This is a genomic window from Thioclava sediminum, from assembly GCF_002020355.1.
Taxonomy (GTDB): domain Bacteria; phylum Pseudomonadota; class Alphaproteobacteria; order Rhodobacterales; family Rhodobacteraceae; genus Thioclava; species Thioclava sediminum.
In genome coordinates, this window is record NZ_MPZV01000001.1 from 171,178 (window position 1) to 197,135 (window position 25,958).

Here is a 25,958-nt window from a genome sequence, read left to right on the forward strand (position 1 = left end):
CGCCATGAAAGATCTGCACACGCCCGGCCCCGTTTCCCGCCCCGTTCCGCGCGCCGTCAACTGGAACCGCCTTCAGGACGACAAGGACCTCGAAGTCTGGAACCGGCTCACGTCGAATTTCTGGCTGCCCGAGAAGGTGCCGCTGTCGAATGACATTCAAAGCTGGTCGCAGCTGACCGAGGACGAACAGACCCTCACGATCCGGGTCTTCACCGGGCTGACGCTGCTGGACACGATCCAGAACACGGTCGGCGCGCCTGCGCTGATGGCGGATGCCGCGACGCCTCACGAGGAAGCCGTGCTGTCCAACATCGCCTTCATGGAGGCCGTGCACGCGCGCAGTTATTCCTCGGTCTTTTCGACTCTGTGCAACACCGCCGAGGTCGACGAGGCCTTCCGCTGGTCGCAAGAAAACCCGCATCTGCAGGCCAAGTCGCGGCTGATCCTCGACGAATACGACGCCACCGGGAGCCCGCTCAAACGCAAGGTCGCGAGCGTCTTTCTGGAAAGCTTCCTGTTCTATTCGGGCTTCTACCTGCCGATGCACTGGTCGAGCCGCGCACGCCTGACCAACACCGCCGACCTGATCCGCCTGATCATCCGCGACGAAGCGATCCACGGCTATTACATCGGCTACAAGTTCCAGCGCGCACTGGAACATGTGACCGAGGCCGAGCGCGCCGAGATCAAGGATTTCGCCTTCTCGCTGATGTTCGACCTCTATGACATCGAGGGCCGCTACACCGAGCAACTCTATGACGGTCTGGGCCTGACCGAGGATGTGAAGCACTTCCTGCATTACAACGCCAACAAGGCGCTGCAGAACCTCGGCTATGAGGCGCTATTCCCCGACGAGGCCACCCGCGTGAACCCCGCGATCCTCGCCGCCCTCTCGCCCGGATCGGACGAGAACCACGACTTCTTCTCGGGCTCGGGGTCGAGCTATGTGATCGGCAAGGCGGTCGCGACCGAGGACGAAGACTGGGCGTTCTGAAGCCCTGCCGGCGGACCGCGCCTCAGACGGGGCGCGGGTCGGTATCAGACGGCGCTGTCTCGCCGCCCGATTTCAGCGTGGCGATGAACCGCTTGGTGCGCTCGCGCTCGGGCGCATCGAAGACCTGCCGCGCCGGACCGGTCTCGACCACACCGCCGCTTTCCAGCACCACCACGGTCTCGGCGATTTGCGAGGCCAGCCGCAGGTCGTGCGTCGCCATCACCATCGTTGTGCCCTCGCGGGCAAGCTGCGCCAGAACGTCCACGACTTCGGCGGCCAGTTCCGGATCGAGCGCCGAGGTCGGCTCGTCGCAGAGCAGCACCTTGGGCGACGGCGCCAGCGCGCGCGCAATCGCGATCCGCTGCTGCTGACCGCCCGAAAGCGTCGCGGGCCAGGCATCGGCCTTATGCGCCATGCCGACCTTCTCGAGCAGCGACATCGCCCGCTCGCGGGCTTTCGCGGCAGGCCAGTTTTGCACGGTCACAAGGCTTTCCATCACGTTCTCAATCGCCGTGCGATGCGGGAACAGCTGGAAATTCTGGAACACCATGCCGGTCTGTTGCCGGATGCTCTGGATCTGGGCGCGCGACAGCTTGCCGCCTTCGGTCAGCGTCACCGAGGCGTCGCCGATGGCGAGAGTTCCGCTCGTGGGCACCTCCAGCAGGTTGATCGTGCGCAAGAGCGTGCTCTTGCCGCCGCCCGAGGGGCCGATCAGCGCGGTCACGGAGCCCTCAGGCAGAGACAGCGAAATCCCCGACAGCACCTCGTTCTCGCCGAACCGCTTGGTGATATTCGACAGCTCGATCATGTGCGTTCCTCCAGAAAGCCGCCATATTGGCCGAGGCGCCGCTCGAGCCGCCCCTGCAGCGCCGACAGGACAGAGCAGAGCGCGAGATAGATCAGCGCCGCCTCGACATAGAGGACGAGAGGTTCATAGGTGGTCGCGACGATCCGCTGCGCCGCTTGAAACAGTTCCGGCACGGTGATCGCGGCGGCGAGCGACGTATCCTTCACCAGCGAGATGAAGCTGTTGGACAGAGGCGGCACCGCGACCCGCGAGGCCTGCGGCACGATGGTGCGGGTCATCGTCTGCCGCCAGTTCATGCCGATGGAATAGGACGCTTCCCACTGGCCTTTGGAGACCGAAGACAGCGCCGCGCGCAGGATCTCGGACGTGTAGGCGCCGACATTCAGCGTGAAGCCGATCAGCCCCGCCACGAAAGCATCGAGCGTGATCCCGAGGCTCGGCAGCCCGTAGAAGATCAGGAACAGCTGCACCAGAAGCGGCGTCCCCCGGATCACCCAGACATAGAACCGCACGATCCACACCAGCGGGCGCGGACCGAAGAGACGGATCACCGCGCAGAGCAGCCCGAGCGCAAGGCCCAGCGTGAAGGTGATAAGCGTCAGCGGGATCGTGAAGGTCACCGTCGCCTGCAAAAGCGGCACGAGCGACGACCACATCAGGGGCAACCAGTCAGCCATAGCGGATCCTTTCCGAGAGCCTCACGCGCGCCTCCGGGCCGAACCCCGAGGCGCGCGCGGCTCTACATGCGCCTTACTTCGAGACGTCCTCGCCGAAATATTCCTGCGAGATCTTCTGATACGTGCCGTCCGCCTTCATCTCGTCGAGCGCCTTGTTGATCGCAGCGAGCAGCTCGGGCTGCTCCTTGGCGATGATCACGCCGGAATAGTTCGCGTCCGGCTGCGTCGCGGCCAGTTTCACCGGGGAATCCGGCTTGTGCTTCTTGAAATCGAGGAAGGACAGGCTGTCATTCACCGTCGCATCCGCGCGGTTCTGCAAGACGAGCGCGATCGACTGATCGAACCCATTGGTTCCGATCAGTTCGGCGCCGTGATCGGAAGCGATCTTGCCGAAATTGCTCGACAGGGTCTGCGCTGCGGTCTTGCCTTTCAGATCGTCGAAGCTGGTGATGTCGGTCTCGCCTTCGCGCACGATCAGCGCCGCTTTCGACGCGATATAAGGCTGGGAGAAATCGTATTTCTTCTTGCGCGCATCGGTGATGCCCACCTCGTTGATCACCGCGTCGTAGCGGTCGGCGTCGAGGCCAGCGATCAGACCGTCCCAGCGGCCTTCGAGGAACTTCACCTTCACGCCCAACTTCTCGCCAATTGCGCGGGCGATGGCGACGTCGAAGCCGGTCAGCTTGCCGGACTCGTCGTGGTAGGTGAAGGGCGGATAGGTGCCTTCGGTGCCGACGCGGAAGACGCCGTCTTTCTGGATGTCGGCGAGGCTCGCGGCCTGGGCTGCGGGCGCCACGATCCCGGCAAGGGCTGCGATGGCGATGAGGGTGCGAATGGGTTTCATGCGAGATACCTCCGATAGGTCGAAGACGCCGCCCTGTGGCGGGTCAGAATAACAGGCGCCTTACCTAGTAATGCGGCAAGGCGAAGTCGATGCGGCAGGCAAACATATGATAAAATTAGTCTTTTATTCCCTCTCGCATGGCGGGAGCGGAACGAATTCCAGCACCGTGTCGCGCGGTGGAAAGCCTGTTCCACGGCATGCGGGCGCAGCGAAACACTGTCATCCGACATAGGGTTGCGCGCCTCCCCGATGTTGCGAAAAGGCGCGCTCTGCCCCGGCATCGCGCTACGCTTCCGCCCCAGCGGACTGCCTGCCCAAGCGCCGCGTCAGAGCGGTCTCCAACAGGCTCAGCGCGTCATAGACGAGCACCGCGAACAGCCCCACGATCACGCCGCCTTGCAGGACGAAGGCGGTGTTGCTCGTCAGAAGCCCCGCGATGATCACCTCGCCCAAAGTGCGCGCGGCCACGGTGGAGCCGACCGTCGCCGTGCCGATGGCGATCACTACCGACAGCCGTATGCCCGTCAGGATCACCGGCAAGGCCAGCGGCAATTCCACCCGGATCAGACGTTGCCATCGAGTCAGGCCGATGCCGCGGGCGGCCTCCATCGTGGCGGGCGGCAGGGTCGAAAGCCCCGCGATGGCCGTCTCGAAGATCGGCAGCAACCCGTAGAGGAACAGCGCCACCAGCGTCGGCCCGGCCCCGAAACCGAGCGCGGGCACCGCCAGCGCCAGCACCGCGACGGGCGGGAAGGTCTGCCCGATATTGGTAATCGTGCGCGACAGCGGCAGGAAGGCCGCCCCCGCCGGCCGGGTCACGAGGATGGCAAGGCCCACCGCGACCAGCGTCGCCAGCCCCGAGGCCAGCGCCACGAGCCCCAGATGGCTCAGCGAAAGCGACAGGATCGAGGCGCGCTCGTAGATCACCGGGCCGCCCGCCGGAGCGAAAGGCGCGAAGACCGGCGTGAACCAATGTGGGCGCAGGACCAGCGCCAGCAAAAGCGCCACGCAGGCGGCCCGGATCATGCCGCTACGGCTCATGCCAGCTCCGCCGCGCGGGCGCGGATCGTTGCCAGCGTGACCCGGCCAAGCGGGGTGTCCCCGTCGGCCACCGGCAGCGCCTCGACGCCGCGCCAGAGACACAGCGACAGCGCATCGCGCAGGCTGGTGTCGGGCGCAATCGGTTCACCGTCAGCAGTGCCGTCTTCCAACGCCTCCGACACCGGGATCAGCGACAAAAGCCGCAGCGGACGATCGACCCCGCCCACCATCTGAGCGACGAAATCGGTGGCGGGCGCGGCGATGATCTCGGCGGGCGTGCCATGTTGCAGCAGCTTTCCGCCATCCATCACCGCCACCCGGTCGCCCAGATGGATCGCCTCTTCCATGTCATGCGTCACGAGCACGATGGTCGAACCGAGCTGCCGCTGGATATGGCGCAGATCGGCTTGCGCCCGGGCCCGAATGATCGGGTCGAGCGCGCCGAAGGGCTCGTCCATCAGCAGCAGATCGGGCCGCGACGCCAAGGCCCGGGCCACGCCGACGCGCTGTTGCTGGCCGCCCGACAGCTCCGCCGGGTAGCGGTCGCGAAACTGCGCGGGCTCCATCGAGAACAGGTCCAGCAGCTCGTCGACGCGGGCGCGCGTCTTGTCCTTGGTCCAGCCGAGCAGCTTGGGCACCGCGCCGATATTGCCCGCGATCGTGTAATGCGGAAACAGCCCGTCGCCCTGAATGACATAGCCGATCCGGCGGCGCAGCTCGTGCTTGGCCAGCGCGCTTGTGGCCTCGCCGTTGATCCGCACCTCGCCGGAACTGGGCTCGATCAGCCGGTTGATCATCCGCAGAAGCGTGGTCTTGCCCGAGCCGGAGGTGCCCACGATCACCGTGATCGTGCCGGTCTCGACCGTCATCGACACGTGGTCGACCGCTGCCGTGCCCTCATAGAGCTTCGTGATCTCGTCGATTTCGATCATTCTTCACGCTCCGTTCGGGGGGTCGTCAGTTCGACGAGGATGTCCATCGCGATGGCCGAAACCAGCGCCAGCGCGACAGTGGGCAATGCGCCCAGCAAGATCAGGTCACCCGCCGTCTGGTTCAGCCCCTGAAACACGAATGTGCCGTACCCGCCGCCGCCGATCAGCCCGGCGATCACCGCCAGCCCGATATTCTGCACGAGCACGATGCGCAGCCCCGACAGCACGACCGGCAGGCCCAGCGGCAGTTCCACCCGGGTCAGGCGCTGGCGCCATGTCATGCCCATTCCGCGCGCGGCCTCGAGCGTGGCAGCAGGCGCGGTACGCAGACCCGCCAGCACGTTGGCGACCACCGGCAGCAGCGAATAGAGGGTGAGCGCAAGGAAGGCCGGCGCGAAGCCGATCCCGGCGATGCCGATCGCGCGGGCGCCGGGGATGACGCCGCTCAGCCAGCTCAGAACCGGGATCATGATCCCGAACATCGCGAGCGAGGGAATCGTCTGCAGGAAGCTCAGCACCGGCAGCAGCGCGCGGCGCAGCCCGGCGTTGCGGTGGGAGAGCACGCCCAGCGGCAGGCCGATCACCGCCGCCGCCAGAAGCGAGCCGAAGGCGAGACCCAGATGGCGCAGGCTCGCGGTGTAGAACGCATTCTTGCGGCTCGCGAATTCCTGCGCGATCGACAGATTGCTCAGCGCCCCCGACCATAGCAGCGCGCCGACCAGCGCGATCACCAGAACCAGCAGCCCGGCCCGCGCGGCAGGCCCCGGCGACAGCGCGGAAAGCGCATCGGCCATCATCAGCGCGAAGACGACCAGCAGGAACCAGAATCCCGCCGCCGGAGAGACGCGGGCATAGTCTCCCGCCTCTGCAAGCAGGGACGACGCGCCGAGAACCAGTAGCCAGACCAGCCCCGCAAGGCCAAGCGCAGCCCCCGCGATACGCAGAAAGGGCCGCGCGGCAGGCAGGCCCAAGGCAAGCCCCAGCAGCATCAGCGCGATCCCCGGCCCCGTGATCTGCGGCGCGGCGAGGGTCCAGAGCGCCCTGCCCTCACCGGCGACGATCCGGTTCGCCGCCAAGGTCATGAAGGGCGCGAAGATCGCGGCCAGACCCAGCACCGCGAACAGCACGCCGGGCGGCGACAGCCCCGCCATCGCGGAGCCTGTGCCCGCCCGTTTGCGCGCCGCCGCAGTCAGTTCAGCACTCCGATCTGCGTCAGGTAGTCCTTCGCGACCGCCTCGGCGGGCTCACCGCCGACCTGAATACGACCGTTGAGCTTTTGCAGCGTCTGCATGTCGAGCTTGTCGAAGATCGGGTTCAGCACCTCGGGGATCTTCGGATAGTCCTTGAGCACCGCGTCGCGCACGATCGGGGTGGGCTCGTAGACCGGCTGCACGCCCTTGTCGTCTTCCATCACGACGAGCCCCGCCGCGCCGACACCGCCGTCGGTGCCATAGGCCATCGCCGCGTTCACGCCGGACGTGCCGCGCGCCGCTGCCTGAATGGTCGCCGCGGTGTCACCACCCGAGAGAACCACCGTCTGATCGGGGCTCAGCTTGAACCCGTAGGCCTTCTGCATCGCGGGCAGCACGGCGGGCGACGAGACGAACTCGGTCGAGGCCGCGAGCATTACATCGCCGCCATTCGACACCCATTTGCCGAAATCGGACATGGTGGTGAGGTCGTTTTCCTTGGCCAGCGCGCCCGTTACGGCAATCGCCCAGGTGTTGTTGGCCGGCGCGGAGTCGAGCCAGGTGATATCGTTCTGCTTGTCCAGCTCGGCGGCGCGGTCATGGGCCTTTGTCGCATCCTTCCAGATGTCGCTATCGGCCTCGTTGAAGAAATAGGCCGCATTGCCGGTATATTCGGGATAGATGTCGATCTGGCCCGCGAGGATCGCCTTGCGCACGACCTGCGTGCCACCCAGCTGCAGCCGCCGCTCCACCGGCATCCCGGCATTTTCCAGCGATAGCGCGATGATATTGCCCAAGAGACCGCCTTCGGTGTCAATCTTGGACGAGACGGTGATATCGGCCTGCGCGGCGGAGGCGAGCGCGCCCCCGAAGACCGCAGCGGCCACGATGAGAGGATATTTCATGGCTGGTCTGGCTCCCTGACTGATGTCTGTGCGTGTCTCGAGACGTGATCCTGCCTGAGGTAGGGCCCGACCCGCGCCCGCCAAGCCTCCCCCGACCCACCAGCCGCATGCGACGCCCCGGCCCGGCCACGGGGCCTTTCAGGGGGTGCGTCACATTTGCGCTAGCCCGACGCGCCAAGGTTTGCATAAGTAGTCAAAAGACATGCGCGAAGAGGGACGTCATGGTTGGAATTGGTACGGGCCTCGCACGGCTCGCGATGGTGGCGGTGCCGAGCGCACTTGGTGTGGCGGCGATCGTTTTTGCGGGCGATCTGAAATCTCTGCCCAGCCCGAGCGAGGCGAACCGCCCGGCAACGCTGGTGCGGGTGATCACGCTCGCGCCCATCGAGATGATCCCGCGCGTCACCGGCTATGGCACGGTCGCGCCGGTGCGCGAGTGGCGCGCCGTCGCCCGGATCGAGGGAGAGATCCGCGACATCGCCAAGCCGCTCGCGCCGGGCGATATCGTGGCGAAGGACACGCCGCTTTTCACCATCGACGACAGCGATCTGAAGCTGCAGCGCGCCAGTCTCGAGGCGCAGGTCGCGGCCTCCAAGGTCAAGGATGAGACGGTGCGCACGAGCCTCGAACTGGCGCGCTCCGACCTTGCGCTGGCCCAGGACGAGCTCGACCGCCAGAAGACGCTGCACGATCTGGGCCGGATCACCCAGCCCCAGCTCGACGCGGCGCGCCGCCAGCAGCTGACCGCGCAGACCAAGGTGACCGATCTCGAAAGCCAGCTGAAGCTGAACGAGGCCGAACGCGAGGTGCTCGATACGCAGGCGGCGACGATCGACCGTTCGATCGGGCTGTCGACGATCACCGCGCCCTTCGAGCTGCGGGTGAACGCGCTGGACGCGGATCTGGGCCAATATGTCAATCGCGGTCAGGTTCTGCTGAGTGGCGAAGGCGTCGCGGCGGTCGATATCTCGGCGCAATTCCCGATCGGGCGGATGGGCCCCCTGCTCCGGCTCGCGGGCGACGGCACCAAGGTCACCGATCTAAAGGCGCGCGTCACCCTGCCCGAACCCGAGCATCCCATTGTCTGGAAGGCCCGGGTCGAGCGGATGGGCGAAGCGATCGACGAGACCACGCAAAGCGCGCCCGTCGTGGTGCGCGTCGACGATCCGCTGGGTCAGGCGCAGGCGGGCGAGCGCCCGCCCCTGCGGCGCAACATGGTGGTGGCGGTGGAACTCGCCGCGCCGAAGCAGAGCCTGCTCGTCGTGCCCGCCGAGGCGGTCGCGGGCGGGAGTGCGATGGTGGTGTCGGAAGATGGCACGCTGGAGAAGCGCGCGGTGAAGACCAGCTTCGTCTCGGGCGATCTGGCGGTGATCGCGCAGGGCCTCAAGGCGGGCGACAAGCTGGTCGTCACCGATCCTTCGATCGCCGTGCCGGGCATGACGGTGAAAGCGACCGAGGATGAGGCGCGCAAGGCCGAGATTGCCGCCGAGGCGCTCGGCCAGACGGCCACCAGCCCGCAACCGGGCAGCGGTGGCGGTGGCGGTGGCGGCGGAGGTGGCGGCGGCGGCAAGGGCACCGCGCCCGAAGGCGACGCCGCACCCAGCGGAGACAGCGCCGCCAAACCCGCGGGAGATGCGCAATGATAGCGCTTTTTGCTGGTCATCGCACGGCGGCCAATATCGCGATGATCGCGATTGCGGGCCTCGGGTTGATGGCGCTGCCGAGCCTGCAGCGCGACACTTTCCCCGCCACGCCACCCTCGGATGTCTCGGTCCGCATCACCTATCCCGGCGCCGCGCCTTCGGAGGTCGAGACCGGCATCTGCACCGTGACCGATCCGGTTCTGACTCGGGTCGAGAACCTTGCGAAACTGACCTGTCTTGCGCGCGACAACAGCGCCCAGATCACCGCCGAGATGATCGAGGGTGCGGACATGACGCGCTTCTACAACGACATCAAGGATGCGGTGGACGGGATCAATTCCTTCCCCGACAAGGCCGACGATCCGGTGGTGCAGATCGTCGAGCGCACCGCCTCGGTCTCGTCGGTGGCGGTGACCGGGCCGGACGATCCGGCGGTGCTCTACGCCTATGCCCAAAGCTTCGCCGATCAGCTCCGTGCCGATCCGGCAATCTCGCTGGTCTCGGTGAACGGCTTTTCCGACCGCGAGATCGCGATCGAATTCGACCGCGCCGCGCTCGAACGCTTCGGGCTCGACATGGGCTCTGTCGGTGCGACGCTGGCGCGCTACAGCCTCGACATGCCCGCGGGCTCGCTCGAAGGGCGCTCCGGCGAGGTGGCGATCCGCTTCCTCGGCGAGAGGCGCACGCCTGCCGAGCTTGCGCAGATCCCGATTGCGGGCAGTGCCGCGGGCGGCGAGGTGCGCTTGGGCGATGTCGCGACGATCCGCGAAGGCTTCGCCGATCCCTCGCAGGCCACCTATTTCGACGGCAAGCGCGCCGCCATCGTCTCGGTCCAGAAGACCGCCTCGCAGGATGCGCTGCGGGTGCGGGCCGCACTCGATCGCGAGATGGCACAGGCGCAGGCCGAGGCGCCGGGCAATATCCAGCTCGCGATCTCGGCGGATTCCACGCGCAACATCGTCGAGCGCCTGCGCATCATCGGAGTTAACGGCTTGCAGGGTCTGATCCTCGTGCTCGTCGCGATGTGGCTGTTCTTCGGGCTGCGCATGTCCTTCTGGGTCGCGATGGGCCTGCCGATCAGCTTCCTCGGCGCGATCTTCGCGATGCAGTTCCTCGGCTACACGATCAACATGATGACGATGGTGGCGCTGTTGGTCGCCACCGGGCTGTTGATGGACGATGCCATCGTGATCTCGGAAAACATCGTGCGCAGGCGACAAACGGGAGAGCCCGCCCGCGTCGCCGCCGTCAAAGGCACGATGCAGGTCTTTCCCGGCGTTCTGGCGTCTTTCCTGACGACCGCGATGGTGATCGGGCCGCTCAGCTTCCTGACCGGCAATATCGGCGCGCTGCTGAAATACATCCCGATCGTGCTGCTGATCACGCTGACGGTCAGCCTGATCGAAGCCTTCCTGATCCTGCCCGCCCATATGCGCCACTCGCTGAAACACGACATGCGCCCCGGCCCCGTGCAACGCGCGGTCAACGGCGTCTTCGAGCGGCTGCGCGACCGTGTCATCGTCCCGCTTGCCGGGGTCGCTCTTCGCTGGCGCTATCTGACGCTTGGGCTTGCGATCTTGCTCGTTTCGCTTTCCGTGGCGCCCTTCACCGGGGGCTTCCTGAAATACCAGAGCTTCCCGACGCTGGAGAGCGACACGGTCGAGGCGCGGCTTCTGCTGCCCGCGGGCGCGCCGCTCTCGCTGACCGAGGCGCGGGTGAGCAAGGTCGTCAAGGCGCTCAAGGAGATGGATGCCGAGCTGAGCCCCGCTCAGCCGGACGGCCAGCCCCTCGTCAGAAGCTACACCATCACCTATGGCAGCAATGCCGACAGCCCGACCACGGGGCCGAACATGGCCACGGTGAGCGCCTCGCTGCTGCCTGCCGGGACGCGCACCACCGATGTCGGCACGGTGCTCGACCGCTGGAAGCAGCTGGTCGGCAAGATGCCCGACATGGCCGCCTTCCGGATCACCGACAAGGAGCGCGGTGCGGGAGGCAAGCCGATCGATCTGCTCGTCACCGGCCCGGATCTTGGCGAACTGGCAACCACCGCGCGCGAACTGCGCCGCTTCTTCCGCGGCTTCGACGGGGTGCGCGATGTGACCTTCGATCTGCAGCCGGGCAAGCCCGAGCTGGTGGTGCGGATGAAACCGGCGGTGGCGAACCTGCTGGGCGTGACGCCTGCTGCGCTGGCGGGTGAGCTACGCGCGGCCTTCCGTGGCGACAGCGCCGTCAGCTTCGCCGATGCGCGCGGTCAGGTCGATATCGTGGCCCGGCTCGCGCCCTCCGAGCGGCGCGCTATCGGCGATGTTCTCGCGCTGCGGGTGCCCGGCAAGAACGGCGCGCTGGTGCCGCTCTCGGCCGTGGCGACGGTCAGCGAGACACGCGGCTACACCACGATCACCCATGTGAACGGGCAACGCGCGGTCTCGGTGCAGGGCACGATCGACCCGACGCGGGCCAATTCGCGCGAGCTGATGGCGGCGATGCGGGCCGATTACCTGCCCGAACTGGCGCAAAAGCGGCCCGACGTGAAGGTGCAGGTTCTGGGCGAAGAACAGGACACCGCGACCACCGGGGCGTCGCTCGTGCGTTTCATGACGGCGGGGGCAATCGGGGTCTATCTGTTGCTGGCCTTCTACATGGGCAGCTTCATCCGCCCCATCGCGGTGATCGCGACGATCCCGCTCAGCCTGATCGGCGTGATGTGGGGGCATGTGCTGCTTGGCCTTCCGCTCTCACTGCCGAGCCTCGTGGGGCTGGCGACGCTGGCGGGCGTGGTGGTGAACGACGCGATCCTGCTCGACGCGTTCATCGGCGAGCGACGTGCGACCGGCACCCCGATGCTCGAGGCCGGGAAGGAGGCCGTGCGCGACCGCTTCCGCGCGATCTTCCTGACCTCGCTGACGACGGTGGTCGGGCTTGGCCCGCTTTTGCTGGAGACCTCGACGCAGGCGCAATTCCTGCGCCCGATCGTGGCGAGCCTCGCCTTCGGTCTGAGCGCGGCCACGGTGCTGTCGCTCTTCGTGACCCCGGCGATCCTCGCCGTGCTGGAGGATTTCGGCATCCGAACCGCCGATCCAGAGCCCGAGGAGACGGCCCCCTCTGTCGAGCACCCCGCCGACGCCCTGCGCGTCTGACCGAGGTCTTCGCCCGATCTGGTTCGGAGAGCGTCGGCCTGACGCTCTCCGCCTGGAGGGTACCACCGCCGCTTCGGCTTTGTGACGTCATCCCCCCTTGCAATCCGCACCTCGGTGCCCGGACTATCGCTGTGATTGCCGGGGAAGACGCGACACCCGACGGACGCGCGCGGTACTCCGCAAATGCGACAGAAATCGAGGAGGAGACTACCCATGAAAGAGATCGGAATGCTGCTGGACGGGGCCTCCGCCCCTGCCGCCTCGGGCGCAAGTTTCGACCGGATCGATCCCGTGACCGGAGAGGTCGCCACCCGCGCCGCTGCGGCCGGTCGTGACGATGTCGAAACCGTCGTGGCCTCTGCCGCGCGCGCCTTTCCCGGCTGGTCCGCAACCGGGCCGAACGGGCGGCGCAAGATCCTGTTGAAAGCCGCTGACGTGATGGAGGCGCGCGCCGACGACTTCATTCAGGCGATGATCACCGAGACCGGCGCGACCGGGCCCTGGGCCGGGTTCAACGTCCATCTCGCCGCGGGCATGATCCGCGAAGCGGCGGCGATGACGACACAGATCGGCGGCGAGATCATCCCCTCCGACAAGCCCGGCACGATGGCGATGGGCGTCGCGCGCGCCAAGGGCGTCTGCCTCGGCATCGCGCCGTGGAACGCGCCCGTCATTCTCGGCACGCGGGCGGTCGCGATGGCGCTTGCCTGCGGCAATACCGTGGTGCTGAAAGCGTCCGAGATGTGCCCCGCGACGCATCGCCTGATCGGGGAATGTTTCGCGGAAGCGGGACTTCCCGAGGGCGCGCTCAACGTGGTGACCAACGCCCCCGAGGACGCGGCCGATGTCGTCGAGGCGCTCATCGCGCATCCCGCGGTCAAGCATGTGAACTTCACCGGCTCTTCCGCCGTCGGCCGGATCATCGGACGGCTTACGGGCGAGCATCTGAAGCCCTCGCTGCTGGAGCTGGGCGGCAAAGCGCCGCTAATCGTGCTCGACGATGCCGATCTCGACGGGGCGGTGAATGCCGCGATTTTCGGCGCCTTCATGAACCAAGGCCAGATCTGCATGTCGACCGAGCGGATCATCGTCGACGAGAAAGTGGCCGATGCCTTCGTCGAGAAGCTCGCCGCACGTGCCAGTGCCCTGCCCGCGGGCGATCCCCGTGGCGATGTGGCGCTGGGGGCGCTTGTCTCCGAAGCGGCGGCCGAGAAGATGGATGCGCTGATCGCCGATGCGACCGGGAAAGGCGCGAAGCTGGTCGCCGGTGGGTCGCGCGAAGGCACGATCGTTGCGGCGACGCTGCTCGACGGGGTCTCGGAAGACATGCGCATCTATGCCGAGGAAAGCTTCGGCCCGGTCAAATCGATCATCCGCGTGAAGGGCGACGAAGAGGCATTGAAAGTGGCCAATGACACCGAATACGGGCTGTCGAGCGCGATCTTCAGCGCCGATGTCTCGCGCGCGATGGCGCTGGCGAACCGGCTCGAAACCGGGATCTGCCATATCAACGGCCCAACGGTGGGCGACGAGCCGCAGATGCCCTTCGGCGGGGTCAAGGCCTCGGGCTACGGGCGGTTCGGCGGGCGCGCGGCCATTGCCGAATTTACCGATCTGCGCTGGATCACCGTCGAGGACCCCAAGCAGCATTACCCGATCTGAGCCGGGCTCTCAGAGGGTCGAAACAGCAAGGAGCCGACCCCGATGGGCCGGCTCCTTTCAATGTCGGTCCGCCGCAGACGCGGCCCGCCCCGATCAGTCCGTCTTCGGTTTGGGATAGACCGGCAGATGCGGGATCAGAACGTGATCGGGCTGATCGATCGCGAAGAGGAAGGCGCGCGCGACATCGTCGGGGCGCAGCGCGTCGGGCTTTGCCTCGTCGAAGAACGGCGTGTCGACCATGCCCGGATGCAGGCAAGTGACGCGGCCGCCTGCCGCGCCAAGTTCCTCGCCGAGATTGTCGGCATAGCCGCGGATGAACCACTTCGTCGCCGAATAGACCGAGCCGAACATCGCGCCCTGAGACGCCTTCGAACCGGTCAGCACCATATGCCCTTTCGAGGCGCGCAGATGCGGCAGCGTGAATTTCGCGGTGTAGGTCACGGCGAGGCAGTTCACCTCGATCATCTTCTGGAAGCTCTCGACCGATCCGGCCTCGGTCCCGCGCGCCGAGGCGCCGACGCCCGCATTGGCCAGCACGACGTCGAGACGACCGTAATGCTCGACCGCGCGCGCGACCATGCGTTCCTGAGCGTCGGGGTCGGTGACATCCGTGGGCAGCGCGAGGGCGTTGTCTTCGCCCAGATCCTTGACGAGCGCTTCGAGTTTCTCCTCGGACCGTGCGGCCAGAGCCACCTTGTGACCCGCTTCGACCGCATGGCGCGCGCAGCTCTCGCCGATCCCGGTGGAGGCGCCGGTGATGAGAATGATTTTCGACATGTCAGCCTCTCTGAATTGTGGGAACGAAGAAGGCGCCACCCGGACTGGGCGGCGCCTCTCGATATCAGCCCAGCAGGGCCAGAACTTCTTTCGCAGCCGCCTCGGACGACGCCGGGTTCTGGCCGGTCACCAGACGCCCATCGGCCACCGCATGGGGCTGCCAGTCGTCGACGCTCTCGAACTTCGCGCCAAGCTCGCGCAGGCGGGTTTCCAGCAGGAAGGGCACCGCGTCTGCAAGACCCACGCCGCGCTCTTCGCTATCGGTGAAGGCCGAAACCTTGCGGCCTTTCACGATGGAGTCGCCGTTCTTGTCCTTCACCTTGTCGAAGGCTGCGGGGCCGTGGCAGACCGAGGCGACGATCTTGCCGCCGTCCCAAGCCGTGCTGATCGCCTTCGCGGAGATGTCGCTCTCGGCGAGGTCATACATCGCGCCGTGGCCGCCGGGGATGTAGAGCGCATCATAGGAAGTGATGTCCTCGTCCTCGATCCGCGACGGGTTCTCCAGAACCGCTTTGGCGTCGGCGTCATCCCGGAAGCGCGTCACCGAGGCCGGCGCGTCATCGCCGGTCACGTCGGAATTCGGGTCGATCGGGATCGCGCGACCGCCGATGGTCGCCACTTTCACCTCGTGGCCTGCGTCGAGGAAGGCGTAATAGGGCGTCGCCAGTTCCTCATACCAAACGCCGGTCTTTTTGCCGGTGTCGCCCAGAGCGTCGGCTGCGGTCGAAAGAATAAGAATACGTGCCATGGGTTTGGCCTCCTTCGTCATGAATGTGAGGGCATTTCCGGCCCTGTTCGCTTCGAGCCGTCAACGCGTCCCAACAGAGATAGGTTGCGTTCGCTGATCGAGAAATTGATGCAGACAACGTCAGAAATCGATATTCCGGAGATATGACACCCGACGTATCGCTTCTGCGCGTATTCCATGCGGTCATGGAAGAACGCAATGTCACCGCCGCGGCCCAGCGGCTCGGCCAATCCCAGAGCACCGTGAGCGCGGCGCTGTCACGTCTGCGTGCGGCGCTTGGCGACGAGCTGTTCCTGCGCGCCCGCTACGGCGTGGAGCCCACCGAGAAGGCGCTCGAGATCGCGCCCGACATCGCCGCCGGGCTAGAGCGGCTGGAACAGGCTTTCCGCGCCGCAGAGCCCTTCGACCCCGCGCGCACCACGCGCCGCTTCCGGCTGTTGCTGGGGCCCTATGCCGAGATCGTTCTCGCGCCAGAACTCGCGGCGGCCTTTGCCGACAGGGCCCCGTCGGCTCGTCTCGAAATCTCGCCTATCGGGCCAGATCTGGACCCCCGCGCGCTTGCCGGGCGGGCCTTCGATCTGGCGGTCGGGCGGTTCGACTCCCCGCCCGAGGATCTCGTGGTCTCCGACCTGTTCGAGGACGGGTTCCGCTGTATCGTGGCCCCACAGGCTTTACCCGAGGGCGCGTCGCTCGACCGGAACCTCTATGAGACGTTGCCGCATGTCGTCGTCGCCCCGCCCGGCAAGTGGCGCACCGGAGTTCACAAACGCACCGAGGCGACAGGTTTGCACCGGAACACGGCTGTCGTGGTCACGCATTTCCTGACCGCCGCACCTGCGGTGGCTCGGCTGGGCGGGATTGCCACGGTGCCCGCGCGGGTCGCCGCGATGACCGCCGGACCTTATGGCTTGCGCGATGTTCCCGTGCCGGTCGACCTCGGCACCTTTCCCAGCCAGATCGCCTGGCACCCGCATCTGCGCCGGGATCAGGGTCATGTCTGGCTGCGCGAGCTGATCCGCGAATTGGTCGCCGAGTTTACGACGCCGGGCTGACGGCTGCGCAAAGACCTACGTCTAGGTGACCCGTCCGCGCGCCTTGAACGCAGGGGTATCCCAGGCCCGCTGTGCCATCACTTCGCCGAGGATTTCAGCGGCGCGGGTCACATCGGCCTCATCAAGGTAAAGCGGCGTGAAGCCGAAGCGCATCGCATCGGGTGCGCGGAAATCTCCGATCACCCCGCGTGCGATCAAGGCCTGAACGACGGCGTAGCTATCCGCGAAACCGAACGACACCTGACTGCCGCGGACCTCCGGGTCGCGCGGGCTGAGCAGCGTGAGGTCTGGGCAGCGCGCCTCGACCTCGCGGATGAACAGCTCCGACAGCTCGACGGAGCGCGCGCGCACCTCCTCCATCGTCAGCCCGTCCCAGACCTTGAGCGCCTCTTCGAGCGCAGTCATCTGCAGGACCGGCGGCGTGCCGACGCGCATCCGCTCGACCGCGCGGCCGGGGCGATAGTCGAGATCGAAGGCGAAGGGCGCCTCATGGCCGAGCCAGCCGCTGAGCGCCGGGCGCACCGTCCCAGCGATGTCGGGCCGGACATAGATGAAGGCCGGGGCGCCGGGCCCACCGTTGAGATATTTATAGGTGCAGCCGACCGCGAATTCGGCCCCGTTCGCCGTCATGTCCACCGGCACCGCGCCCGCGCTATGGGCGAGATCCCAGATCATCACAGCGCCGACCGCGTGGGCCTTGCGAGTGATCGCCTCGAAATCGTGCATCCGTCCGGTGCGGTAATCGACCTGCGTCAGCATCACCACCGCCACCTCTTCGGTGATCGCGTCGGCCACGTCCTCGGGCGCGGGCGTGCGCAGTTCGTGCCCGCGATCCAGCGAGCGGATCAGCCCGTCCGCCATGTAGAGATCGGTCGGAAAATTGCCGTTGTCCGACAGGATCACCTTGCGGTCGGGGCGCATCTCCAGCGCCGAGGCCAGCGCCTGATAGAGTTTGATCGAGAGCGTATCGCCCAGCACGACCGAGCCCTCCGGCGCGCCGATCAGCCGACCGATCCTATTGCCGACGCGGGCGGGCTGATCCATCCAGTGCGCCTCGTTCCAGCCCCGGATCAGCATCTGCCCCCATTCGTCGCGCGCGCAACTCTCCAGCCGCTCCGCCACGCCGCGCGGCAGCGGCCCGAGCGAGTTCCCGTCGAGATAGATCACCCCCTCGGGCAGATCGAAAAGATGCTTTCTCGGCAGGTTCGGCATGGTCGTCTTCCTCTTGTTCTCACGGCCCGAAAGCGCGTCTCGAAACCCGGCAATCGGCTGATGGATCACGAAAGTTTCGGCTCCGGCGCACGCTACCCGCGCAACCATGCCCTCGCAATATCCCGCGCTATATGCTCTGTCTCCGAATGGGACGCAAAATGAGCGGGAGGGAACATGGAAGACCTGAGCGGGATCGACTGGGAAGACGCTTTCGAGAACGGCGGCTATATCGAGAATGGCAGCGCCTACCCCGATCTCTGGGCCAAGCGCGCCGCCGAGTTCCGGTCGCGCCATGCCGATCGGATGACCGAGGTCGCCTATGGCGAAGCGTCCCGCGAAAAGATCGACCTCTTCCGCCCCGAAGGCGCGTCCAAGGGGCTCGTGGTCTTCGTGCATGGCGGCTACTGGCTGAAATTCAGCAAGGACATGTGGTCTCATCTGGCGCAAGGCGCGCTGGCACAGGGCTGGACCGTCGCCCTGCCCGGCTACACGCTCGCCCCGGAGAACAGCATTCCCGGCATCGCGCAGCAGATCGCACGGGCGATCGATCACGCGGCGGGGCTCGTGGAGGGCCCGATCCATCTCGTCGGCCATTCTGCGGGCGGGCATCTGGTAACGCGCTCGGTGTCCGAGGGCAGCGCGCTGTCAGACGAAACCGCAGCGCGCATCCGGCGGGTGATCTCGGTGAGCGGCGTGCATGATCTGCGTCCGCTGCAGATGCATTCGATGAACGCGCGGCTGGGGATCACGCCCGAGATCGCCGCGAGCGAGAGCCCCGCCCTGCTGAAGCTGCGCCCCGGCGTGAAAGTCACCGTCTGGGTCGGCGCGGCGGAGCGTCCGGAATTCCTGCGCCAGTCGTCCCTGCTCGCCGAGCACTGGCCGGAAGCAGATCTGGTCGCGGCCTACGGGCGGCACCATTTCGACGTGATCGAGGAGCTGTCCGATCCGTCCAGCGCGCTGGTCACGGCGCTTCTGAGCACGGATTAAGAAAGCGTCACCCGCCGCCAAAACCGCCTCACCGTTCCACACATCAGCTTCACGTTCGCGCGCTCGAGCTTTGCTGCGCTTGCATTCTAACGGGCCTTGGGGTCTCAAAAGAGTGCATCTGTGCACCAAAGCGTCTTGCGAGTGTCGAACATGAGCGATGCCAAGAATACCTACGAACACAGCGTTCCCTTCTTCTGGCCGATGGCGGCGGCGATGGAATGGCAGAAGATCGGGCTCGACGCGGTCGAGAAAGGGCTGACCTATCTCGACGAGGCGGCGAAGATCACGCACCCGCCCGATCCGAAATGGGCCACCAAGAACGACGTGCTGCTCGATCTCGACACGATGCGGCTGCGCGATTTCGGCGGCACGGGCGGCGGCATTCCGGTGATTGTCGACGCGCCCTATGCCGGGCACTCCTCGACCATCGCGGATTACGCCAAGGGCCAGAGCCTGATCGAGACGCTGCTGGATGCAGGTCTCGGCCGCGTCCTTTGCACCGATTGGAAAAGCGCGACGCCCGAGATGCGCGATTTCGACATCGATAAATACCTCGCCGAGATCAATGTCGCAGTCGATGAGCTCGGCGGGCGGGTGATGCTGGTGGGGCTGTGTCAGGGCGGCTGGATGTCGGCGATGTATGCCGCGCGCTTCCCCGAGAAGGTCGCGGGTCTCGTACTTGCCGGCTCGCCCATCGACACCGATGCCGGGCACGGCCCGATCCGCAAGCTGGCCCATGAGATGCCGCTCTCGGCCTATCAGGAAATGGTCGAGGCCGGTGAGGGCCGGATGCCGGGGCGGTTCATGCTCACCGGCTGGAAGAACATGCATGCCGATCAGCAGTATTTCGGCAAGTTCGTCGATCTCTACGAGCATATCGACGACCGCAATTTCATGAAGCGCACCGAACGGTTCGAGAGCTGGTATGAAAATCCCATCGACCTGCCGGGGCGCTATTACCTGCAGGCGATCGACCTGCTGTTCAAACAGAACCTGTTCGCCAAGGGCGAGTTCGTGGGCCTCGGGCGCAAGCTCGATCTGGGCGCGATCACCTGCCCGGCCTTTCTGCTTGCGGGCAAGGCGGACGACATCACCACGCGCGAACAGGTCTTCGCGGCCGAGACGCTGCTCGGCACGCCGCGCAAGGATATCGTGAGCCGCCTCGTCGAGGGCGGGCATATCGGCCTCTTCATGGGCAGCCATACCCTCTCGAATGTCTGGCCGGAAATCGGCCAGTGGCTCGGCAAGCTCGGGGCCAAAGCTGGAGACACGAATAATGGACCAGACCGTCGCTGAACCGATGACGCAGGATGTGCCGGAAACGGACCGCAAGACAGGTCTGAGCGCGGCAGAGGCGGCACAGAGGCTCGAGCGATACGGTCCCAATGCGCTCCAGAGCGACGAGAAAACCCTGCTGCAGAGGATCGCGGGCTATTTCTGGGGGCCGATCCCGTGGCTGATCGAACTGGCGGCGCTGTTGTCGCTCGTGCTGCGCGACTGGTCCGATTTCTCGGTGATCTTCGTGATGCTGCTGCTCAACGCCGCCGTGGGATTCAAGGAAGAGAGCAAGGCGAGTTCGGCCATCGCGGCGCTCAAGGCGCAGCTGGCCCCGAGCGCCCGCGTGAAACGCGACGGGCAATGGCAGGAGATCGCCGCGCGCGATCTTGTGCCGGGCGATATCGTGCGGCTCTCGATCGGCCAGATCGTCCCGGCGGATCTGACGCTCTTCGAAGGCAAGTATCTCTCCATCGACGAGGCGGCGCTGACGGGCGAGTCCCTGCCCGTCGACAAGGCGGTCGGTGACAGCGCCTATTCCGGCTCGGTGGTGAAGCTGGGCGAGATGACCGGCGAGGTCACCGCGACCGGGATGGAAACCTATTTCGGCCACACGGCCTCTCTCGTGCAGACCACGAACGGCAAGTCGCATTTCCAGAAGGCCGTGATGCAGATCGGGAATTTCCTGATCGCAGCGGCGCTGGTTCTGGTGGCGATGATCGTGATCGTCTCCTTCCAGCGGCACAATCCGCCGCTCGAGGTGATCCAGTTCGCGCTGATCCTGACGGTGGCGGCGATCCCGGTCGCGCTGCCCACGGTTCTGTCGGTGACGATGGCGGTGGGCGCCGAGCGGCTTGCGCGGATGAAGGCGATCGTCTCGCGGCTGGTCTCGATCGAGGAACTGGCGGGCGTCGATGTGCTGTGCTCGGACAAGACCGGGACGCTGACGCTGAACGAGCTGACGGTCGAGGACCCGCGCCCGGCAGAGGGCATCGCGGTCGACGATCTGCTGCGCGCATCGGCGCTTGCCTGCGACCGCGACGTGCCCGATGCGATCGACAAGGCGGTGCTGGCGGCGGCGGAGGGCATTGCGCTCGACGCCATCGAGACGCTCAGCTTCACGCCCTTCGATCCGGTCAGCAAACGCAGCGAGGCGGAGGTCAAGCACGAAGCCGATCGCTGGCAGGTCGCGAAAGGTGCGCCGCAGGTGATCGTGGAGCTTGCCGCCCTCACAGATGAGGCGCGCAAGGCGGTGGAGGACGAGGTCGAAACCCTTGCGCAGCAGGGCTACCGCGCGCTCGGGGCCGCACAGAAGCGCGCCGGGCAGGCGTGGGAATTCCTCGGCCTGCTGCCGATCATCGACCCGCCGCGCCCCGATGCCGCCAGCACCATCGCAGAAGCCCGCAACATGGGGATCGACGTCAAGATCATCACCGGCGACCACGAGGCGATCGCGCGCCAGATCGCGGGCAAGCTCGATCTCGGGCAGAAAATCTACCCGGCGGGCCAGCTGCTCGATGGCGACCCGGCCACGGTGGAGGCCAATGTCCGCGCCGCCGACGGCTTCGCGCGCGTCCTGCCCGAGCACAAGTTCCGCATCGTCGAGGTGCTGCAGGCCGGGCATTCCATCGTCGCGATGACCGGGGACGGGGTGAACGACGCCCCTGCCCTGCGCAAGGCCGATGCCGGGATCGCGGTGAGCGGGGCGACCGATGCCGCGCGCGCCGCCGCCGATCTGGTGCTGACCGACAAGGGCCTGTCGATCATCACCACCGCCATCGAGGAAGCCCGCCGGATCTTCGAGCGGATGACGAGCTACGCCACCTTCCGCGTGGCCGAGACGATCCGTGTGCTCTTGTTCATGACGCTCTCGATCCTGATCTTCGATTTCTACCCCGTCACCGCGATCATGATCGTGCTGCTGGCGGTGCTCAACGACTTCCCGATCATGATGATCGCCTATGACAATGTCTCGGTCTCGCAGCGCCCGGTACGCTGGGACATGCGCCGCGTGCTGACGGTGGCGGCGACGCTTGGCGTGACCGGGGTCATCGAGACCTTCGTGCTGTTCTGGTTCGTCGATGCCTATCTCGGCCTGCCGCGCGACCAGATCCAGACGATCATCTTCCTCAAGCTTCTCGTCTCGGGGCATATGACGCTGTTCGTCACGCGCCACCAAAGCTGGTTCTGGCGGCGGCCCTTCCCGGCGCTGCGGCTATTCGCGACGACCGAGGCCACGCAGCTTCTGGGCACGCTGATCGCGGTTTATGGGCTGTTCGTGACGCCGATCGGCTGGGGGCCTGCGCTGCTGGTCTGGCTTTATTGCCTCGTCTGGCTGCCCCTCGAAGGGGCGATGGCCTTGCTCATACGCGCGCTTTATGATCGCAGAGCACAGGCGCGCGGGCACTGAGCCCCTCACGGCGCGCGCAGGAGGCACATGACGGACGACGTGCAAGAGGCACAGGACACGCCAGCGGGCAAGTTTGGACGCGGATTGCCGGTGGGCATCTGGGCGCTGGGGTTCGTGTCGCTCTTCATGGACATCTCCTCCGAGATGATCCACGCGCTGCTGCCGGTCTATCTGATGACCGGGCTTGGGGCGACGGCGCTGGCGGTGGGCGTAATCGAAGGGATCGCCGAGGCCACCGCCGCGATCACCAAGGTCTTCTCGGGCGCGCTGTCGGACCGGATCGGGCGGCGCAAGGAGCTGGCCGCGCTCGGCTACGGGCTGGCGGCGGTGACGAAGCCGATCTTTCCGCTCGCCCCGACATTCGACTGGCTGGTGGCCGCGCGCTTCATCGACCGGGTGGGCAAAGGCATCCGCGGTGCGCCGCGCGACGCGCTGATCGCCGACCTCGCGCCAGGCAAAATGCGCGGTGCGGCTTTCGGGTTGCGGCAATCGCTCGACACGGTGGGTGCGTTCCTCGGGCCGCTCGCCGCGATCGGGCTGATGTGGCTGTTCTCGGACGATTTCCGCTCGGTCTTCTGGGTCGCGGTGATCCCGGCCTTCCTGTCGCTCGGGCTGATCCTGTTCGTGGTGAAAGAGCCTGTCCATCCCCGCACGCAACGCCGCGTGCGCAATCCCCTCGCCCGTTCGGAACTCAAGCTCCTGGGCCCTATGTTCTGGTGGGTCGTGGTGGTCGCGACGCTCTTCACCCTCGCCCGGTTCAGCGAGGCCTTCCTGATCCTGCGCGCCAATGACGACGGCATTCCGGTGATGCTGGTACCGCTGGTTCTGGTGGGCATGAACGCGGTCTATGCGCTGATCGCCTATCCGGTGGGTGCGCTTTCCGACCGGGTCGGGCGCGTGGGGCTGCTGCTGGTCGGGCTGGGGCTGTTGATCGCGGCGGACCTGACGCTGGCGCTGGTCAGCGGGATCGGCGGGCTTGCGGTCGGCGTGCTGCTCTGGGGGATGCATATGGGCTTCACCCAGGGGCTGCTGGCCGCGCTGGTAGCCGAAGCGGTCCCGGCAGAGCTGCGCGGCACCGCGTTCGGCATGTTCAACCTCGTGACCGGCGTGGGGCTGTTGATCGCAAGCGTGCTTGCCGGGGCGCTCTGGGAAATCGGCGGCGCGCAATGGACGTTCTTGGCGGGCGCGGGTTTTGCGACGACAGCGGCGCTGAGCCTGTTGCCGCTGCGCTCGCGGTTCAATGGCACGCATAAACCCAAGGATGCGGGCTGACTCAGAGAGCGCCGCGCGGAGACCCCGCGCAACGCTTGAGACAGCTCAGGCGGTCGCCTCGACCTCCAGTTCCAGCTCCTCGATCATCGCATCGCGCATGACGAATTTCTGCGGCTTGCCCGAGACCGTCAGCGGCAGGCTGTCCTTGAACCGGATCACCGCCGGAACCTTGAAATGCGCGATCTCATCGCGGCAGAACGCGCGGATAGCATCTTCGGTCAACTCGGCGCCGTTGCGCGGCACGATCCATGCCGCGACGATCTCGCCGAACTTGTGATCCGGGATGCCGAAGACCTGCGCCTGACTGATATCGGGATGGGTGTAGAGGAACTCCTCGACCTCGCGCGGATAGACGTTCTCGCCACCGCGCACGATCATGTCCTTCACCCGGCCGGTGATGTTGCAATAGCCCTCGCTGTCGATCCGGGCGAGATCGCCCGTATGCATCCAGCCGTCCGCATCGAGCGCCTCATCCGTGCGCTCGGGCTCGCCCCAATAGCCGCACATGACCGAGTAGCCGCGCGTCAGCAGCTCGCCCTGCTCGCCCACATTGGCAAGCGAGCCATCCTCGCGCACGATCTTCACCTCGAGATGCGGCTGCACCAGCCCGACCGAGGAGACGCGTTTCTCCAAAGGCGTATCGGTGGCCGACTGGAACGAGACCGGCGCCGTCTCGGTCATCCCGTAGGCAATGGTCACTTCCGACATGTGCATCTTCGACTGCACCTGCTTCATCACCTCGATCGGACAGGGCGCGCCCGCCATGATGCCGGTGCGCAGCGAGGACAGATCGTGGTTCGCGAAATCGGGATGTTCCAGGATCGCGACGAACATGGTCGGCACGCCGTAAAGCGCGGTGCAGCGCTCGGCGGCGACACATTCCAGCACACTCTGGGGATCGAAGCCCTCACTGGGGACGACGATGGTCGCGCCCTTGGTGACGCAGCCCAGCGTGCCCATCACCATGCCGAAGCAGTGATAGAACGGCACCGGGATGCAGACGCGGTCCTGCTCGGTCGCCAACATCGCGTGGGTCACGAAATGCGCGTTGTTGACGATGTTGCGATGGGTCAGCGTCGCGCCTTTCGGCGACCCGGTCGTACCGGAGGTGAACTGGATGTTGATCGGCTCGTTCGGGTCGAGATGTTCGGTGATCGGATCGAGCGCGCTGCGGTCCTGCGCCTCGCCCAGCGCCTCGACATCCGAGAAGCGATGGCATCCGGGATGCTGGGTCTCTCCCAGAGTGATGATGTCGCGCAGGTCGGGCAGTTTCATGGTTTCCAGCTGTCCGGGCTCACTCTTCTCAAGCTCCGGCAGCAGGCGCTGGATCATCGACAGGTAATCCGAGCTCTTGAAGGTCTCCGCCAGCACCAGCCCCCGGCAACCGGTCTTGCGTAGCGCGAATTCCAGCTCGTGCAGACGATAGGCCGGGTTGATGTTCACGAGGATCACCCCGATCCGCGCCGTCGCGAATTGCGTCAGCAGCCATTCCGAACGGTTGGGCGACCAGATGCCGAGCCGGTCGCCATGCCGCAGACCGAGCGCGAGCAGACCGGAGGCGAGCCGGTCGACCCGTTCCGCGAATTCCGCCCAGCTCCAGCGGATCCCTTCCGAGGTGAAGATGGCAGCCTCGCGATCGGGCCAGCGCGCGGCGGTGCGCTTCAACACGGCCGGGATCGTATCCTCGATCAGCGGGGTATCGGTCGGTCCGGCGACATGGGCCAGACCGCGTTTCGGGGCCACACCGAGTTCAGGGTGCGGGTTCGTCTCGCTATGCATGATTTCCTCCTCTGACACCCCATCGCCGGCAAATTGGGCCAACGATCCTCCATGGGGGCGCTCATATTAAATGAACGATGGTTCATTTAATGCAACCCTAAAGCGTCGAGACAAGGAAATCCTGCGCTGCTCGCGAAACCGTGTTCGAGACGGTGATCGCCGCGGAGCCCAGCAAAACCTGACGACTCGCCGCGTTTCTGCTATAATTGATGAATGTCGAATCTTCTGGGGAGGAGAGAGAATGCGACCGGAACTCACGACGCGCCGCCGCGCCTTGCGTCTTGCGTTCGAGCGGTACATCGAGGCGGACAGAGCGTGGCGAGACGCGCTTGTGGCCTTGAACGACTGGTTTCCGCCGAGTGCGAACCGTCGTCCGGGAATGATCGGAAATCCGGGTTCACCGATACGGCGGCTCTATGACGCGCGCAGCCGGGCGCTGGTGCGCCTCGAGGTCACGCAGGTCAAGCTGGCCACCGCGAAACGACGGCTGGCAGAGCGCCGCGCGCGCGAGCTGCCGCCCGTGTTTCTGATCGGGCCTCCCTGCTGACAGCAATGCGCCGCGTTTAGGCGACGTCCCTTCAAAGTCACGGCGGAAGCGCGTTTCCGTCCT

21 protein-coding genes are annotated in these 25,958 nt (G+C 66.2%); 10 read left to right on the forward strand and 11 right to left on the reverse strand.

Annotation, left to right across the window (positions count from 1 at the left end):
* The first annotated feature begins 4 nt into the window (after positions 1 to 4).
* Positions 5 to 994 carry a class 1b ribonucleoside-diphosphate reductase subunit beta gene (nrdF, locus tag BMI91_RS00645; RefSeq protein WP_078603634.1) on the forward strand — a complete coding sequence of 330 codons (990 nt, stop codon included), beginning with the start codon at positions 5 to 7 and terminating at the stop codon, positions 992 to 994.
* A 22-nt stretch (positions 995 to 1,016) separates the two neighbouring features.
* On the opposite strand, the gene BMI91_RS00650 is transcribed toward nrdF, so the two are convergent.
* From BMI91_RS00650 to osmF, 7 genes are all read right to left on the reverse strand, one after another.
* A complete protein-coding gene (locus BMI91_RS00650; protein ID WP_078603635.1) occupies positions 1,017 to 1,802 on the reverse strand; it encodes an amino acid ABC transporter ATP-binding protein in 786 nt (261 codons plus the stop codon).
* Positions 1,799 to 2,479: an amino acid ABC transporter permease gene (locus tag BMI91_RS00655; RefSeq protein WP_075774679.1), complete on the reverse strand. Its 681-nt coding sequence runs from the start codon at positions 2,477 to 2,479 to the stop codon at positions 1,799 to 1,801. The genes BMI91_RS00650 and BMI91_RS00655 overlap by 4 nt, the downstream gene beginning before the upstream one ends.
* A gap of 73 nt (positions 2,480 to 2,552) precedes the next feature.
* Positions 2,553 to 3,323 carry an amino acid ABC transporter substrate-binding protein gene (locus BMI91_RS00660; protein ID WP_078599129.1) on the reverse strand — a complete coding sequence of 257 codons (771 nt, stop codon included), beginning with the start codon at positions 3,321 to 3,323 and terminating at the stop codon, positions 2,553 to 2,555.
* 285 nt (positions 3,324 to 3,608) lie between these two features.
* The gene (locus BMI91_RS00665) at positions 3,609 to 4,364 is read right to left on the reverse strand and encodes an ABC transporter permease (RefSeq protein WP_078599130.1); all 756 of its coding nucleotides are present in this window, start codon (positions 4,362 to 4,364) and stop codon (positions 3,609 to 3,611) included.
* Complete coding sequence (locus tag BMI91_RS00670) at positions 4,361 to 5,296, reverse strand: ABC transporter ATP-binding protein (protein WP_078599131.1); 936 nt, start codon at positions 5,294 to 5,296, stop codon at positions 4,361 to 4,363. The genes BMI91_RS00665 and BMI91_RS00670 overlap by 4 nt, the downstream gene beginning before the upstream one ends.
* Positions 5,293 to 6,447, reverse strand: a complete 1,155-nt coding sequence (locus BMI91_RS00675) for an ABC transporter permease (protein ID WP_244176524.1) — start codon at positions 6,445 to 6,447, stop codon at positions 5,293 to 5,295. Before BMI91_RS00675 ends, BMI91_RS00670 begins: the two co-directional genes overlap by 4 nt.
* Positions 6,448 to 6,485: 38 nt before the next feature.
* Entirely contained in the window at positions 6,486 to 7,391 is a 906-nt protein-coding gene (gene osmF, locus BMI91_RS00680; protein ID WP_078603636.1) for a glycine betaine ABC transporter substrate-binding protein OsmF, read from the reverse strand.
* 221 nt (positions 7,392 to 7,612) lie between these two features.
* Here osmF and BMI91_RS00685 point away from each other — a divergent pair, with 221 nt between their 5' ends.
* From BMI91_RS00685 to BMI91_RS00695, 3 genes are all read left to right on the forward strand, one after another.
* Complete coding sequence (locus tag BMI91_RS00685) at positions 7,613 to 9,034, forward strand: efflux RND transporter periplasmic adaptor subunit (protein ID WP_158522058.1); 1,422 nt, start codon at positions 7,613 to 7,615, stop codon at positions 9,032 to 9,034.
* Positions 9,031 to 12,174: an efflux RND transporter permease subunit gene (locus tag BMI91_RS00690; protein ID WP_078603638.1), complete on the forward strand. Its 3,144-nt coding sequence runs from the start codon at positions 9,031 to 9,033 to the stop codon at positions 12,172 to 12,174. The genes BMI91_RS00685 and BMI91_RS00690 overlap by 4 nt, the downstream gene beginning before the upstream one ends.
* Before the next feature lie 213 nt (positions 12,175 to 12,387).
* Complete coding sequence (locus BMI91_RS00695; protein WP_078603639.1) at positions 12,388 to 13,836, forward strand: aldehyde dehydrogenase; 1,449 nt, start codon at positions 12,388 to 12,390, stop codon at positions 13,834 to 13,836.
* A 93-nt stretch (positions 13,837 to 13,929) separates the two neighbouring features.
* Here BMI91_RS00695 and BMI91_RS00700 read toward each other — a convergent pair whose 3' ends face one another.
* Both BMI91_RS00700 and BMI91_RS00705 read right to left on the reverse strand, forming a co-directional pair.
* Positions 13,930 to 14,613 carry an SDR family oxidoreductase gene (locus tag BMI91_RS00700; protein ID WP_078603640.1) on the reverse strand — a complete coding sequence of 228 codons (684 nt, stop codon included), beginning with the start codon at positions 14,611 to 14,613 and terminating at the stop codon, positions 13,930 to 13,932.
* 64 nt (positions 14,614 to 14,677) lie between these two features.
* Positions 14,678 to 15,361 (reverse strand): type 1 glutamine amidotransferase domain-containing protein, encoded by a 684-nt coding sequence (locus BMI91_RS00705; protein ID WP_078603641.1) that lies wholly within the window; start codon positions 15,359 to 15,361, stop codon positions 14,678 to 14,680.
* 143 nt (positions 15,362 to 15,504) lie between these two features.
* Between BMI91_RS00705 and BMI91_RS00710 the strand changes: the two genes are divergently transcribed.
* Positions 15,505 to 16,413: a LysR family transcriptional regulator gene (locus BMI91_RS00710; RefSeq protein WP_078603642.1), complete on the forward strand. Its 909-nt coding sequence runs from the start codon at positions 15,505 to 15,507 to the stop codon at positions 16,411 to 16,413.
* Positions 16,414 to 16,434: 21 nt separating this feature from the next.
* Here BMI91_RS00710 and kynU read toward each other — a convergent pair whose 3' ends face one another.
* A complete protein-coding gene (gene kynU, locus BMI91_RS00715) occupies positions 16,435 to 17,625 on the reverse strand; it encodes a kynureninase (protein ID WP_078603643.1) in 1,191 nt (396 codons plus the stop codon).
* A gap of 174 nt (positions 17,626 to 17,799) precedes the next feature.
* On the opposite strand from kynU, the gene BMI91_RS00720 reads away from it, so the two are divergent.
* The 4 genes from BMI91_RS00720 to BMI91_RS00735 all read left to right on the forward strand — a co-directional run bounded on the left by BMI91_RS00720 (position 17,800) and on the right by BMI91_RS00735 (position 23,569).
* On the forward strand, positions 17,800 to 18,612 hold the full coding sequence (locus BMI91_RS00720) for an alpha/beta hydrolase (protein ID WP_078603644.1): 813 nt from the start codon (positions 17,800 to 17,802) through the stop codon (positions 18,610 to 18,612).
* Between the two features lie 150 nt (positions 18,613 to 18,762).
* A complete protein-coding gene (locus BMI91_RS00725; protein ID WP_208607936.1) occupies positions 18,763 to 19,908 on the forward strand; it encodes an alpha/beta fold hydrolase in 1,146 nt (381 codons plus the stop codon).
* Positions 19,889 to 22,297, forward strand: a complete 2,409-nt coding sequence (locus tag BMI91_RS00730) for a plasma-membrane proton-efflux P-type ATPase (RefSeq protein WP_078603645.1) — start codon at positions 19,889 to 19,891, stop codon at positions 22,295 to 22,297. Before BMI91_RS00725 ends, BMI91_RS00730 begins: the two co-directional genes overlap by 20 nt.
* A 27-nt stretch (positions 22,298 to 22,324) precedes the next feature.
* Complete coding sequence (locus BMI91_RS00735) at positions 22,325 to 23,569, forward strand: MFS transporter (protein WP_078603646.1); 1,245 nt, start codon at positions 22,325 to 22,327, stop codon at positions 23,567 to 23,569.
* Between the two features lie 45 nt (positions 23,570 to 23,614).
* On the opposite strand, the gene BMI91_RS00740 is transcribed toward BMI91_RS00735, so the two are convergent.
* Complete coding sequence (locus BMI91_RS00740; RefSeq protein ID WP_078603647.1) at positions 23,615 to 25,348, reverse strand: AMP-binding protein; 1,734 nt, start codon at positions 25,346 to 25,348, stop codon at positions 23,615 to 23,617.
* A gap of 241 nt (positions 25,349 to 25,589) precedes the next feature.
* Between BMI91_RS00740 and BMI91_RS00745 the strand changes: the two genes are divergently transcribed.
* Positions 25,590 to 25,895 (forward strand): hypothetical protein, encoded by a 306-nt coding sequence (locus tag BMI91_RS00745; RefSeq protein WP_078603648.1) that lies wholly within the window; start codon positions 25,590 to 25,592, stop codon positions 25,893 to 25,895.
* Positions 25,896 to 25,958: the final 63 nt, after the last annotated feature.